13 protein-coding genes and 1 other annotated feature are annotated in these 13,673 nt (G+C 47.3%); of the genes, 1 reads left to right on the top strand and 12 read right to left on the bottom strand.

Going from position 1 to position 13,673, the window contains the following annotated elements:
- Window positions 1-3: 3 nt before the first annotated feature.
- From argS to MKY28_RS14340, 3 genes are all read right to left on the bottom strand, one after another.
- Window positions 4-1,734 carry an arginine--tRNA ligase gene (gene argS, locus MKY28_RS14320; protein ID WP_047842527.1) on the bottom strand — a complete coding sequence of 577 codons (1,731 nt, stop codon included), beginning with the start codon at window positions 1,732-1,734 and terminating at the stop codon, window positions 4-6.
- A 65-nt stretch (window positions 1,735-1,799) separates the two neighbouring features.
- Window positions 1,800-2,092: a binding site (T-box leader), on the bottom strand.
- A 179-nt stretch (window positions 2,093-2,271) separates the two neighbouring features.
- Complete coding sequence (locus MKY28_RS14335) at window positions 2,272-2,607, bottom strand: four-helix bundle copper-binding protein (protein ID WP_047842526.1); 336 nt, start codon at window positions 2,605-2,607, stop codon at window positions 2,272-2,274.
- A 73-nt stretch (window positions 2,608-2,680) separates the two neighbouring features.
- A complete protein-coding gene (locus MKY28_RS14340) occupies window positions 2,681-3,799 on the bottom strand; it encodes a CobW family GTP-binding protein (RefSeq protein ID WP_340936261.1) in 1,119 nt (372 codons plus the stop codon).
- A 171-nt stretch (window positions 3,800-3,970) separates the two neighbouring features.
- Here MKY28_RS14340 and MKY28_RS14345 point away from each other — a divergent pair, with 171 nt between their 5' ends.
- A complete protein-coding gene (locus tag MKY28_RS14345; protein ID WP_340936262.1) occupies window positions 3,971-4,489 on the top strand; it encodes a MogA/MoaB family molybdenum cofactor biosynthesis protein in 519 nt (172 codons plus the stop codon).
- Between the two features lie 68 nt (window positions 4,490-4,557).
- Here MKY28_RS14345 and MKY28_RS14350 read toward each other — a convergent pair whose 3' ends face one another.
- The 9 genes from MKY28_RS14350 to miaB all read right to left on the bottom strand — a co-directional run bounded on the left by MKY28_RS14350 (window position 4,558) and on the right by miaB (window position 13,414).
- Window positions 4,558-5,112: a hypothetical protein gene (locus MKY28_RS14350; RefSeq protein ID WP_036609236.1), complete on the bottom strand. Its 555-nt coding sequence runs from the start codon at window positions 5,110-5,112 to the stop codon at window positions 4,558-4,560.
- 74 nt (window positions 5,113-5,186) lie between these two features.
- Window positions 5,187-6,206: an oxidoreductase gene (locus MKY28_RS14355; RefSeq protein ID WP_340936263.1), complete on the bottom strand. Its 1,020-nt coding sequence runs from the start codon at window positions 6,204-6,206 to the stop codon at window positions 5,187-5,189.
- Between the two features lie 111 nt (window positions 6,207-6,317).
- The gene (locus MKY28_RS14360; protein WP_340936264.1) at window positions 6,318-6,968 is read right to left on the bottom strand and encodes a hypothetical protein; all 651 of its coding nucleotides are present in this window, start codon (window positions 6,966-6,968) and stop codon (window positions 6,318-6,320) included.
- A 398-nt stretch (window positions 6,969-7,366) separates the two neighbouring features.
- Window positions 7,367-8,821, bottom strand: coding sequence for a nicotinate phosphoribosyltransferase (locus tag MKY28_RS14365; RefSeq protein ID WP_036609243.1), 1,455 nt, complete (start codon window positions 8,819-8,821; stop codon window positions 7,367-7,369).
- Window positions 8,822-9,018: 197 nt separating this feature from the next.
- Complete coding sequence (locus MKY28_RS14370) at window positions 9,019-9,576, bottom strand: cysteine hydrolase family protein (protein ID WP_036609245.1); 558 nt, start codon at window positions 9,574-9,576, stop codon at window positions 9,019-9,021.
- Between the two features lie 67 nt (window positions 9,577-9,643).
- Complete coding sequence (locus tag MKY28_RS14375; protein ID WP_036609248.1) at window positions 9,644-10,447, bottom strand: NUDIX hydrolase; 804 nt, start codon at window positions 10,445-10,447, stop codon at window positions 9,644-9,646.
- A gap of 78 nt (window positions 10,448-10,525) precedes the next feature.
- Complete coding sequence (locus tag MKY28_RS14380) at window positions 10,526-10,930, bottom strand: PaaI family thioesterase (protein WP_340936265.1); 405 nt, start codon at window positions 10,928-10,930, stop codon at window positions 10,526-10,528.
- 209 nt (window positions 10,931-11,139) lie between these two features.
- Entirely contained in the window at window positions 11,140-11,553 is a 414-nt protein-coding gene (locus MKY28_RS14385) for a RicAFT regulatory complex protein RicA family protein (RefSeq protein ID WP_197997748.1), read from the bottom strand.
- A gap of 304 nt (window positions 11,554-11,857) precedes the next feature.
- Window positions 11,858-13,414, bottom strand: a complete 1,557-nt coding sequence (gene miaB, locus MKY28_RS14390; protein ID WP_036609253.1) for a tRNA (N6-isopentenyl adenosine(37)-C2)-methylthiotransferase MiaB — start codon at window positions 13,412-13,414, stop codon at window positions 11,858-11,860.
- Window positions 13,415-13,673: the final 259 nt, after the last annotated feature.

Here is a 13,673-nt window from a genome sequence, read left to right on the forward strand (position 1 = left end):
GGATCACATCCGCTCTGGAGCTTGCACACCTAGCAAATGTAAACTGTACGCGAGGCGTTCGGCAGTCCGTTTGGCCAATGCCACTCGGAAGGATCTTACATCAGATGACGCATCCGCAATGCGTTCGGCGTGATAGAAGCGGTTGAACGCTTGAGCGACATCTATTGTATATTTGGCAATGACCGAAGGCTCATTCCGATGAATTGCTTTTTCCAGATACTCGGGATAATCACCAAGCAGTTTCAGCAATGCCCATGAGGTATCTCCGATAGGGGGTAGAGTGGTTACTGTGTTATTCTCACCATCCGCAAGGCTGGGGTTAGGCAGAGGGTTTTCATTTTCCACGGGGATCGCCTCTTCTGCCTTGGCAAGCACACTTTGAATCCGGGCATGGGTATACTGCACATAAGGTCCGGTCTCTCCTTCAAAACTCACCGCATCCTCCAAGGAGAAGTCCACATCGTTTAACCGATTATTACGCAGATCACCGAAGACAATGGCCCCTACACCGACCGCCTCAGCCACCTTCTGAGGGTTCTCCAGATTCGGGTTTTTCTCCTGAATAATTTGCAAAGCACGAGCAACTGCCTCATCCAACACTTCCTGCAAAAAGACGACTTTACCGCGGCGGGTAGACATTTTCCGTCCCTCAAAACGCATTAATCCAAACGGGATATGTTCACAATTCGCAGACCATTCATGACCCATCCGGGATAGGACCGCAAATACCTGCCGGAAATGTAACTTCTGCTCGCCTCCGACCACGTATAACAACCGATCTGCCTTCATCACCTCATGACGATAGACTGCCGTAGCCAAATCCCGAGTAGGATAGATTGTTGTTCCATCTTTTTTGATAATCAGGCACGGGGGCATGTTCTCATCTTCCAGACGTACCACGAGTGCTCCATCACTCTCTTCAAGTAAACCTTTTGCCTTCAGTTCTTCAACCACTGCACCCATCTTGTCATTGTAAAAGCTCTCCCCCAGCGTATGGTCGAACTGCACATTCAGACGTTCATACATCCGGTTGAATTCCTTCATGCTCACTTCCACAAAGAACGCCCATAACCGCTGTGCTTCATCATCCCCTTGCTCCAGCTTGCGGAACCAGTCGCGTGCCTCAATCTCCAGAGAAGGATCGTTCTCCGCCTCATCGTGGAAGCGCACATACAGTTCCAGTGACGTACGGATCGGGTCTGCCTGCAACGCTTCATCATTGCCCCACCGTTTATACGCTGCGATCTGCTTGCCAAACTGGGTTCCCCAGTCTCCCAGATGATTCACACTTACAGAGGTATAACCCGCTTCGTTATACAACCGATACAGTGCTGCACCGATTACAGTAGAACGCAAATGTCCGATTCCGAAGGGTTTTGCGATGTTAGGGGAAGACATATCAATCACAACACGTGAACCTTGACCAAGCTGAAGCTTACCAAATGCCGCATTCCCCAGTTCTTTCAGCAGATTCGGCGCGAGCTTCTCCCGATTAAAACGGATATTTACATACGGCCCGGCGGGATTCGCTTCAATTCCAGATGCCTGCAATCCCGTTGCGAGCTCAGTTGCAATAACTGCCGGTGCTTTCTTTAATAACTTCGCTAATGCAAAACAAGGGAATGCTGCATCCCCCATCTCCGCCTGAGGTGGGACTTCCAATAATCTCAGAACCTCTTCTTCATTCAATCCCGTTAAAGGGGCAATATCGGCCGCAGCCTGCTTCATCAACATGCCAAACACTCCTTATCCATTCATTATTGGCTGAAAATAAACACAAAAAAAGCTCTCGTCTCTAAATAAGAGACGAGAGCTGACTTAACAGTTCCCGCGGTACCACTCTAGGTGAACAGCTTACTCTTAATATGCATCAACATGCATACCAGTAGAACCTGTTCCGCTCGATGCGTATAACGGTCGCAAGCCGGGTTACCCTCAGACAGATATGGCCTATCCCCAATCGGGGTACGTACCTCTTTTCGGATAACCATCTCACGGGTGCGGTTCACTCAGGTCATGTCATACCGGCTTCCACCTCTCCCGGCTCGCTGTCATGTATGGATCTGGCTACTCTCCCGATCATTGATATTCTTCGTTTCAATTCATTGCCATCATTATACATACCACGATCAGACTTGGCAACCTGCATTAAAAATCCCCTACTGAAAGGCAACACATAGGCACATCGTCTCAGATGCTTATGTTCACTGCCTTCCCTTAGGGGACAACGGTCATTATCGGTTTTAATTATATATTCCAGTGAAATAATATTTACGCCACTGCTGCCATAAACCGGCAAGCTTCTGCACATCTGCGGCAAGCCTCTGCACATGCTTGGCAGTGATCATGGTGGTGTTTGCCACACTCAGCGGCGCAAGCTTCACAAGCTTTCACACACAATTCGCATATTTCAGCAATGAAATCACTTCCCCGTGTCATCGCTTGTGCAGCAAAACTGCAGATCTCCGCACATTCCCGATTCAAACGAATGCAATCACGCAACATCGCCAGATCATATTCTTTCAGACTCGATATGTAACATACGTTGCATGCATTCATGCACTCCAGGCAAGCATCGATACATTGTTGATATTGTTGTTGTGTCATTTAAAGTTACCCCCCAGGCAAAGTTTGCTATGCATCTTAATACCCAGTTCGGAGGAATATTGAATCATCTAACCTACTTTATCGCTTCCAATTCCAGTAATTGGTCACGAATGACAGTTTGGTCAAAATGTTCACCTATAAACACAGCAACATTAGGGACCTCTCCCTGAGGTGTGATCTTCATGTAATCCGATTCACGGTAGGCATACTGGAACCAGAAACGGCTCGCCGTGTCACTAAACGATAAGATGCCTTTTGCTCGATATACATCTCGTGGCAAAGCAGATACAAATTGTTCAAATGCTTCGCTGTTCACCGGATGACTGAAATAATGCGTATACACCATGACATGTTCGTGTGATGCATGAGGCGCGGAATGTTCGTGACCAGGGTCATGGACATGGCTATGGGATGCGTCAGTATTTGTAGCATCGTCTTGGACCGTGTGATCTGTATGTTCATGACCATGATTGCAGCCATGTGTACCACAAGCTTCCGTATGCACATGATGCTCTTGGTGAGCCGGCTTACCTGCTTCAGAAGCTGAATCACGCACGTGTACGTCTGCCCCGCTGCGAAGCAACAGATCCATCTCCACCTCACATTTGACCGTAGGGATTACAGGTGCGAAGCCATTCCATTTTGCCAAAAGCTGCTCCAGATCTTGCAGTTCCTGTGCACTCACCTGATCCGTTTTGTTCAAGAGAAGCACAGACGCACAACGAATCTGCTCCTGCATTAGCTTGAAGGTCTGCCCCTTCTGCTCCTGATACAGACCAGACAGATGTGCTGCATCCACAACGGTAATGAGACTTTTCAGTTCCAGTCGCATGTAGAGTGAGGTCTCCGTTACCGCATCCAGAATCTCCATTGGATTCGCCGCACCGGTTGCTTCAATGATAATCACATCCGGTGATTCCTCCTGAACGAGATCGGCAAGTTGCAATCCCAAGTCACCACGTACGGTACAACAGATGCAGCCACCTAACATCTCTGTCATTGGAACGGTGGAATCCACAATCTGACCATCCAGATTGACTTCGCCCAACTCATTCATAACCACTGCGGGACGCAAACCCTGCTGTTGCCAATGTTCAATCAACTGAACAAGCAGTGTTGTTTTGCCACTCCCCAAAAAACCTGACAGTATATATACAGGTATGGATTGTTCTTTTATAATCGTTTCATTCATGCGTATACACCTCTCTGATTGTCCTTCTTGTAACCTGATCTATCTATATCTAGCGAGTGTACACCATCCCGCATTCGTTGTGCAATAACGTTCAACTCTTCCCCAGTACATTGCCTGATTCTAACGGATGGTCTATGCTATGAGGACATGTTGATTGAAGGAGGAAGTTTCATGACTAATTCAGTGGAACAACATCGCCAGGAAGCCCCTGACACGGTATCGTGCATGATTGTTACAGTGTCTGACACACGAACCAAAGACACGGATACCAGTGGCCAGCTCATGCACCAGCTTCTGAATGAAGCAGGTTATCAGATCGTTGAATACATCATCACACCAGATGAAACGGAGAACATTCGAAGCATCCTGCAAGATGCAGCTGTTCGTGATGATATTGAAGCCGTGCTGCTTAACGGCGGGACAGGGATTGCACCCCGAGATACAACCTACGAAGCAGTATCCTCACTACTGGACAAGGAACTACCGGGCTTTGGTGAGATCTTCCGTTTTCTCAGTTACACCGAAGATATCGGTTCCGCTGCCATCCTGAGCAGAGCCGTCGCTGGAACGATTGGACGCACAGCCGTATTCTCCATGCCGGGTTCCAAAGGAGCCGTCAAATTGGCCATGGAAAAACTCATTTTGCCCGAGCTGCGGCATGTGATGCGTGAAATATATAAACCCGTCTGAAAGATCAGACGGGTTTTTCGGGTTTATTTTCAGCTGTATGGTAAATTACGAAGGGGTTCTCGCTCAACTTACCTTAGTTGCCCCAGCACATGTTGGAACACCTGCATAACATCCTGTTCATACTTGTCCTTTTCCCCACCGGAAGCTGTATAAACGAGTGAGACGTACCCTTTGCTACGAATCGTTGTCCGGCCAAGCGCATTCTCCAAGACAGCCTCATCACGATTCTCACTATACATTTGTTTCATGCTGGCCGCCCGGGTTGTCGCATCACTGAAAATATGGACTTTCACGATGTGTCTGCCACTTCCATTCAACAAATACATATAAGAGATCCCGCCATGGTCGTCATCGGCAGACATGTTATTCATAAGTTGAATGCCTTTTGCTTCAAAACTCTTACTGATCTCACTCACCAATTCACCGTTTAATCCGTGTCCTTGACTCTGTGCCCGCACATTTCCTTCATCTGTCGCTTCACGGGTGTAGACCTTCCGCTCCTGTTCAATGGATGATCCCGAACAAGCCACCAGGGACCAGATACTCGTGATCAACACGCCACTTACAAGTACCGACTTCATTGTTCTTCCAACCAGACTTCGGCCTTTTCTACCAAACCACATACCAATCCTTCCTTTCCAGCCACGTGTACTGTGACCCAATCAGGTAGAATTAGCATGTCTAAGGACTTAGAATCTTATGCGGATGGCAGATCTGATATTGTATTGACCACCGTACGACCTACTGCACCACCTTGGAGTATCGTCTCCAGCGTATGAGGCAATTGATCTAGAGAGATCTCCCGGATTCCCAGTTCCAGCGCGCGCTCCGGTTTCCATTCTCCGCCGAGCAGTTTCCACAATCGTTCCCGACGTTCCATCGGACAATATACAGAGTCTATACCAATAAGCTGGATGCCACGCAAAATAAACGGAAGTACCGTAGATTCAAAAGCTGTGCCTCCAGTTAACCCGGATACCGCTACCGCACCTCCGTATTGAACCTGTTTCAATCGCTCCGCAAGAGCCGGTCCTCCTGTTGGATCAACAACTCCCGCCCATAGCTGTTTCCCCATCGCTCCTTTAGCTGGAGTATCAGCTTCTTCACGAGTAATGACCTCTGAGGCTCCCAAGTTTCTAAGCAATGGCTCCTCCTGCTCCTTCTTGCCTGTGCTGGCTGTTACTTCAAAGCCAAGCTTCGCCAGAATCGCTACTGCCATACTGCCAACACCACCCGTTGCACCCGTAACCAGAACCTTGCCCATCTCCGGTGTCACTCCAGCCTGTAACAGCGCATCTACCGAAAGTGCAGCCGTAAATCCTGCGGTTCCAATTGCCATGGCCTCTTTCTCACTGAGACCTGGTGGCAGAGGTACCAGCCATTCACTGCGCAGACGCGCATACTCGCTGTATCCTCCGTAATGGGATACGCCAGGTTCAAATCCTGTACTGATCACCCGATCTCCTGGTGCAAAACGTCCACTGACCGACTCCTCTACCGTTCCGGCCAGATCAATTCCCGGTACCATCGGGTACTCACGAACGACACCGCCTTTGTCAAGGGTAGCGAGTCCGTCTTTATAATTGACACTGGAATACTGCACCTGTACCGTTACATCTCCATTTGGCAGATCTTCCTTCTTCAATTGCTCTATAGTAGCTTTCACTCCGCCCTGTTCTTCTTTACGGACAACATATGCGTTAAAATGGTTTTTCATCTATAGCCACTCCTCTTTTGGATTTTATATATTTTTCCATTAAGCACATGAATTGTTCGCATTCAGGCTTAACGGCTCCGTTTACCTATGGAATTCTTCAAATATTGATGATCAAACTCTGTCTCTCCTGAGCGTCAACAGATAGATTAGTGGACCCACAATAGGGATGATGCCTGCTGCGGTCCAAGCTGCTGAACGTCGACTCACTTTAGTATCCCTGTATATCGCAATCATGGAAAGTAAGGTCAGCAGTACAAAATCAATCGTCATGATATGTACAAAGGCAGATTGCTTGAATGCTTCCATATAAACATCCGGATGACCTTGCGTCACGGCATAGAATGCCGTCCCCAGCGTCAATAGCAGAAGGACTACATGCGTCAGCTTGTGGGCTGCTACCCGTCCAATTCCCGACTCCCGCTGACGACCAAAATGTAAGTTTGCGTAACCCGAAGATCTATTCGCGGATGACGACCATGTATAATAGGGAAGCAGCGCAAAAGCACCCAGTCCAAAAGAAAGTATGACAAAAGGCCAAGCCGGTACACGGCCTCGTTCTTTCACAGATGTTCTTAACAGCATACAAGCATACACTGCCGGGAAAATACCTAACCACGAAAATACCGTAAGTAACCAAGGCTCTTCGCTTTGCAGGGTGATCAGTTCTTTGAATATCGGATCACTTCCAGGTGACTGCCCCGGTGCCAACAACAATGCATAGGCAATAAAAGCGATCCAGACCAGTCCTAATATCCATCTCATGTCTGCACCTCCTCTTACTTTCATCCCCTACAGCTACGGGATTGAAACAATGCGATGCAGAATTTGGCGTCTCGTGCGCTTTCCCGAGAAATAATTACTGCTTTTCCCCTACAACCTCTTGAATTGGGCATGACTATTATCCAGTATAGCCTGCTACCTTGGCAGTCTGTCCATGAGATTTCTTACATCACTGGTCCACCTCATCGGGATCATATAAGAATAACGTCTATCAACTATCGACGTACTTTCACAGAAGACAGAACGCGTATAGCGGAAATTTTGCTTGCAATCATCGAATCGTTCAACTCCGCTAAGAACGTATACATTCTATAGGCAGCAAAAAGGCATAAGCCAGTATACCTCACTGGTTATGCCTCTCTGTAATTCTTATGTGTGAATTATTCCTCTGTGGATTTCACATGTTCCGCAATGAGCTTCTGCTTCATATTCCATGCCGCAGGGCTGATGTTCACACGGTAGATCTCCGGGTTGAGCTTCCGTTGGTATTCAGGCCAGAAGAGGTTCATCTGTTCCCGGTGATACGCACGAATCTCATCCAGATTAGGCAGTTCATACACTTTACGTCCATTCACAAAGATTGGCTCCAGCATATTGACCGCTTCGTAGCGGGTAACCGTCTTTTTCAGGTAAGGGTGTAGCGGGTTGAACAGCTTGAGCGGTCCGCCCTGTAGCGGCTGCTCTTCCTCTGGATAGCAGATATAATCTGCAATCGCTTTGCCATGTTTCGGATCAATGATCCGGAACACTTCCTTTTTACCTGGAGTGGACACCTTTTCAGGATTGGCAGATATTTTAATCGTAGGCAGCATGGCACCGTCCACTTCACGCTCCACCAATTTGTACACTCCACCCAAAGATGGCTGGTCAGAAGCGGTAATCAACTGTGTACCAACACCCCATGTATCAATCCGTGCTCCTTGAGCCTTCAGGTTGAAAATCGTATTTTCATCCAAATCATTGGATGCTACAATTTTCACATAATCCAGCCCAGCCTCATCCAACATCTGACGTGCCTGAATCGACAAGTACGCTAGGTCACCACTGTCGAGACGAATCGCATTCATCTTTTTGCCTTGGCTCTCCAACTTCTTGGCTGTTTTGATGGCGTGAGGTACTCCACTGTTCAATGTGTCAAAGGTATCAACCAACAGTGTAACCTGATCAGGCAACACTTTGGCATACACGTCAAAGGCCTCCTGTTCGCTCATAAAGCTCTGTACCCAGGAATGGGCATGTGTACCTGCTGTTGGGATCCCAAAGCGCTCTCCGGCCAGCATATTAGACGTTGCATCGAAGCCTGCTACATACGAGGCACGTGCGCCCCAGATGGCAGCATCCGCTTCCTGCGCACGCCGTGTGCCGAATTCGAGCAACGTATCCTGTTGTGCTACCTGTTTGATCCGCGAAGCCTTGGTTGCAATCAACGTCTGATAATTCATGAAGTTAAGTATCGCCGTCTCCACCAATTGTGTCTCCATAATGGAGCCTTCTACCCGAATGAGCGGTTCGTCAGGGAAAACAATTGCACCCTCCTTCATGGAATGAATCGTCCCCTGAAATGAAAACTGGAGCAACTCTTCCAGAAAGACCGGATCGTAATTTTCCTCTTGTTTGGATAAAAATTTGATGTCGTCCATCGTAAACCGAAGCTGGCTGATATAGTTCACAATACGTTCCAATCCGGCAAATACCGCATATCCGTTGCCAAAAGGAAGCTTACGGAAATAGGCTTCAAATACCGCCTTCCGCTTGTGAGTACCATTCACCCAATGGGCGTACATCATATTGATCTGATATTTATCCGTATGTAAAGCCAGGCTAGTTGTCTGCATTTGTCTCATCCTCTCTGACTTCCGCTCGTGCCCCCAGATTTCATCTGTGAACACGGGTTAACATATGGAGACTCATTCTTCATGATTCTGTTCATCCGTATTAAACAAACAAGTCTCCCGTAAAAAACTCTATACACCATTCACCACATTCATCCGGTTCCTAACATGGAGTCAACCAAACATGACTATGGAGTAAATTAAGCCAAGACTGTCTCGCTCGCCTTAACCACCGAAGCACCAAGGCTGGAACGAAAATGTCCAAGTGCCCACTCATGCCCTGCCGGATTGAAGCTGGCAACGGCATCTTCGTATACCGTAATATGAAAACCTTTATTGTAAGCGTCCACTGCGGTATGCAATATGCAAATATCCGTGCATACCCCAATCAGTGCAATATCCGTAATACCACGTGCACGCAGTCTGAGTTCCAGATCGGTCCCACAGAATGCACTATATCTCGTCTTATCCATCCACTGTATATCTGTTTTCCGTTCTTCCATCACTTGGGCAAGACGACCATATAACTGTCTTCCCTCCGTATTTCTGATGTTATGAGGTGGGAAAAGTACAGTCTCCGGGTGATACGGATCATTCTCTTCGTGCAGATCCACAGCCATGATTACCTCATGTTTGTTCTTACAATAGGCCTCGGTTACAGCTGCAATCGTCTCTTCGATCTCTACTGCTGGCTGACCTACAGGCAAAGAACCTGTCACAAAATCCTTCGTAAAATCAATGACAATCAGTGCTTTCATCGTCAACACTCCCTTAGCCCAGAAATGGTTGATCCTGATTCAATCAGATTGGCACATCTACACCTTATTACGTGTAGATGGACAGGCGTGGTACGAGTTCTGTAAAACGATATAACTGCGCCGGACGCTGCGAGTACTGGTTGGAACTCACCAGGTTCCCCTCTTCATCTCTTACTTCTTCCACAATGCCTTTACGGCTGCGGGTTGACGTAATCTTGCGAATGAAGTTTGGTTCTTCAAAATCCGGTACAACACTTTGAATAACCTGATATAATTCACTTAATGTAAAATCACGTGGCAGGAACTGACGAGCAATCGTCGTTTCCAGCATCTGCTGTTGAATACGTCGATAAGCATCTTCAATGATTGTTCTGTGATCAAAGGCCAGTTCCAGTTCTTGCAGCGCCTCCTGAATCGTGAACAACCCAACATCCTCAGCATCATCTGCCGCTTGGCGTTGATCCAGCATCCATTCTTCTACAAGCGCGAAAAATGCGTGTGAGATAATCCAGCCCCTCGGGTCACGACCCGGCTGACTGTATACATTCAAGTATTCCAGATGTCCACCGTCTACACCTGTCTCTTCCATCAACTCACGCTTAGCTGCACCGTAGATGGATTCATTCTCCTGACAAAATCCACCGGGTAATGCCCATCTACCTGCAAAAGGCCAGCCTTTGCGCTTGATCAGCATCACTTTCAGTTCCCGAATGGGAAGTGTCTTCGTCACCGTCTTGCGCTCCCGCTTGGTTAAGGTGAACATAACGATATCCGCAGGAACACCATCGGGGGTACGATATTTTTGGGAACTATAAGCACGTGCTGCTTGTTCGTCGCTCTCTGCATTGAAGTGTTCGTAGTTTTCGCTCATGGGCACCACCGACTATTTTCATTTTGATAATTTCATTATGACATAATAATATCTTTTGTCAACCGCAGGATTCATGCATTACGTTCTCGGGCGTGCTATGCGGAATGTCGCCGTAGCCATACATCCCAACGTGCCCGATGCATCACGAACCTCCGATTGAGTCGTAACACTGCGTCCTGCTTGATGCAGTACCGTAGATGTCACCGTTAATTCCCCTTGTTTCATTGGTGCAAGAAAATGTACGTTCAGATTTGTTGTCACACAGCCGTCTACTTCCATTGCTGCTGTTGCAACCATACCCATCGCCTGGTCCATCAGTGAAGTCAATACACCCCCATGAATAATCCCCATGGAGTTGGTATGATGTTCGCCTGCTGTCAACGCAATCTGTACTTCTTTTCCGTCTCCTTTAATATAACGACAGCCGAGAAATCCCCAGAATCGTCCGTCTCCGTCTTCCACCATTTTGTCCAAAATACTCATTATTCATTTCTCCTTTATTCACTGTACGTATCAAGCTCTCTTGATGTCATGTGCCTTTACCATTAAAGATCAGCCGCGCCACACAAAATAACCCCACAGCGTGGAGCTTTGCTTGGAATTATATTCCGAGTACTTGGCGATAGCCACTCCACATTAACGGTTATGTAATGTCAAAAAAGGCGCGGACAGCGTCCGCACCCTTCCGTCATTTAACCGCAACTGGTCGGAGGTGAATCCGTTCCAGCCTCCACGTTTACTTTTTCAGAAACCGTATCCCGGATTACAGAGATCACTAGTTGAAGCAAGTAGTTGATGTCGCTCTGGCTCTGCTGGAATTCCGTAACCAATGGAATACTGTCCAGTTCGCTTTGCAGATCTTCAATTTCCTGTTCAATTTTGCTGACCATCTCCACATTTTTGAAGCTTTCAAAAGCAACAATCTCTTTTTGTTTTTTCTTGATCGTTGCAATCAACTGCTGGATGCGCTCATGATCCCGAATTTTGGTTTCAGCCTGTTGAAACTGTCTAACTTCCTCACTCGTTCCGAGCATATCAGCCAATTCTTTGGCTTTTCCCATAATGTCGTCGCGTATGACCAGATTGCGCGTATCGTAGGTTGGCATTCCATAATGGTTGTACTGCACTTCTTCCTGCGCCACTGAAATCGCTCCATTCTATGAGATGATATAAGATGAGAACCTGGGCTCAAATGAGTTCAAACGTCTGCTCCATGACCGCTGCGGTTACGGATCGTTCTTTTGATCGCTGTTGTCTCCGGATTTTTCTGATTACAACTGTTCAAGGTTAAAATCCGGAGAAAAAGGCGAACGCTTCGCTTCTACAGACCGATTCCGTCCCCTCCGCTACTCGCGCAAATGTCCGAACCTGATATTGAACCCCAAAATTCTCATCTTATTGGTGTGTGTATTACTGATTGGCAGCTACCGGCTCGGAGAGCAGGTTGCCCCGAATATAAAAAGTCATCGGATCGGTAATTTCCACTTGTACGAAAGTACCGATCAAATCTTTAGGTCCTTCAAAATGCACCAGCTTATTGCTGCGTGTACGTCCTGCCAGAACTTCGGAATTCCGTTTACTCTCGCCTTCAACGAGCACTTCAACGATTTTGCCGCGTTGCTCTTCATTGCTTCGGTGGCTGTATTCGTTGATCGTTTCGTTCAAGCGCTTCAAACGTTCCTTCTTCACTTCCATCGGTACGTTGTCTTCCATCACCGCAGCCGGTGTACCTTCACGCGGGGAATAAATAAAGGTATAGGCAAAATCATACCCTACTTCACGGACAAGGGAAAGTGTATCTTCAAACTGTTCTTCCGTTTCCCCCGGAAAACCAACAATAATATCCGTTGTCAACACAACATCCGGGATGGCCTTTTTAATTTTGTCAGCCAGTTTCAGATAGTGTTCCCGGTTATACTTGCGGCTCATACGTTTGAGTACTTCCGAACTGCCAGATTGCACCGGAAGATGGATGTGCTCCACCAGATTTCCGCCCTTGGCCAGCACTTCAATCAAGTGGTCATCAAAGTCACGTGGGTGACTGGTTGTAAAACGTACCCGCGGAATATCAATTTGGCGAATGGCATCCATCAAGTCACCAAAACTGTAGTTCAGGTCGGTGAAGTCCTTGCCGTACGCATTCACATTTTGACCAAGCAGCGTGATCTCCTTAAAGCCTTGTCGTGCCAAATCCCTAACTTCGGCAATGACATCTTCAGGACGACGGCTGCGTTCTTTGCCCCGCGTAAACGGAACGATGCAATATGTACAGAACTTGTCGCAGCCATACATAATATTCACCCAGCCGCGCATACCCTCACGTTTCTTCGGCAGGTTCTCAATAATGTCGCCTTCCTTGGACCATACCTCAACAACCATTTCTTTGCTGAACAACGCTTCCTGGATTAGATGTGGCAGTCGATGCACGTTATGTGTACCAAAGATCATATCCACAAAGCCATGCTTCTGCATGATTCGGTTGACGACGCCTTCTTCTTGGGACATACAACCGCATACGCCAAGTAACAATCCCGGACGTTCGAGTTTTAGCGTTTTGAGGTGACCGAGCTCACCAAATACTTTATCTTCCGCATTTTCCCGTATGGCACACGTATTGAGCAGAATAATATCAGCTTCTTTGCGATTCTCTGTAGCCTGATATCCCATAGACTCAAGGAGTCCTTTGATGGTCTCCGAGTCATGCTCGTTCATCTGACATCCATACGTATATACAATATAGTGTTTACCTTTCCCTATGTTTTTCAGTTCATCGGGAACGGCATTTTCGTAAAGCACCTGGACGTCTTCCTTGCCCCGCTGTTTCTCCTGACGATGATTGGGTTCCGATTTGATGTTAATCTCACGGCCCCGGATTCTTATCTTTTTGCTGAATTCATCTTGCGAAATTACTTTGGCATCGGAGAAATCAAAATATTGGGAGTAATCCTTTTTTGAGTCTTTAGCCATTTCCTTCGGTCACTCCTTACAGCCTCTATTAATAAAAAATCGTTCATTCATCCCTGTTCCACATGAATATCTTGCTTGGAACATTAAAAGAGCATTACAGCAAATTATAGCATGAATTGGGCTGTAGTTCCACATCCAAAGCGCATCTCCCTTCGTCTAATCCGAAACATGCCATGCTCAGAAGAACACTCAGAAAACACAAAAACCTGAGCCTTGCCATCAAGGCTGGTAATAACCGGCCCCTGTTGGCTGTGCTCAG

Origin of the sequence: Paenibacillus sp. FSL R5-0473, from assembly GCF_038004565.1 — a bacterium.
GTDB classification, from domain to species: domain Bacteria; phylum Bacillota; class Bacilli; order Paenibacillales; family Paenibacillaceae; genus Paenibacillus; species Paenibacillus amylolyticus.

Bases quoted from the DNA above. Each gene is read 5' to 3' on its own strand.
- argS (WP_047842527.1), bottom strand. From the start codon at position 1,734: ATGTTGATGAAGCAGGCTGCGGCCGATATTGCCCCTTTAACGGGATTG.
- MKY28_RS14335 (WP_047842526.1), bottom strand. From the start codon at position 2,607: ATGACACAACAACAATATCAACAATGTATCGATGCTTGCCTGGAGTGC.
- MKY28_RS14340 (WP_340936261.1), bottom strand. From the start codon at position 3,799: ATGAATGAAACGATTATAAAAGAACAATCCATACCTGTATATATACTG.
- MKY28_RS14345 (WP_340936262.1), top strand. From the start codon at position 3,971: ATGACTAATTCAGTGGAACAACATCGCCAGGAAGCCCCTGACACGGTA.
- MKY28_RS14350 (WP_036609236.1), bottom strand. From the start codon at position 5,112: ATGTGGTTTGGTAGAAAAGGCCGAAGTCTGGTTGGAAGAACAATGAAG.
- MKY28_RS14355 (WP_340936263.1), bottom strand. From the start codon at position 6,206: ATGAAAAACCATTTTAACGCATATGTTGTCCGTAAAGAAGAACAGGGC.
- MKY28_RS14360 (WP_340936264.1), bottom strand. From the start codon at position 6,968: ATGAGATGGATATTAGGACTGGTCTGGATCGCTTTTATTGCCTATGCA.
- MKY28_RS14365 (WP_036609243.1), bottom strand. From the start codon at position 8,821: ATGCAGACAACTAGCCTGGCTTTACATACGGATAAATATCAGATCAAT.
- MKY28_RS14370 (WP_036609245.1), bottom strand. From the start codon at position 9,576: ATGAAAGCACTGATTGTCATTGATTTTACGAAGGATTTTGTGACAGGT.
- MKY28_RS14375 (WP_036609248.1), bottom strand. From the start codon at position 10,447: ATGAGCGAAAACTACGAACACTTCAATGCAGAGAGCGACGAACAAGCA.
- MKY28_RS14380 (WP_340936265.1), bottom strand. From the start codon at position 10,930: ATGAGTATTTTGGACAAAATGGTGGAAGACGGAGACGGACGATTCTGG.
- MKY28_RS14385 (WP_197997748.1), bottom strand. From the start codon at position 11,553: ATGCCAACCTACGATACGCGCAATCTGGTCATACGCGACGACATTATG.
- miaB (WP_036609253.1), bottom strand. From the start codon at position 13,414: ATGGCTAAAGACTCAAAAAAGGATTACTCCCAATATTTTGATTTCTCC.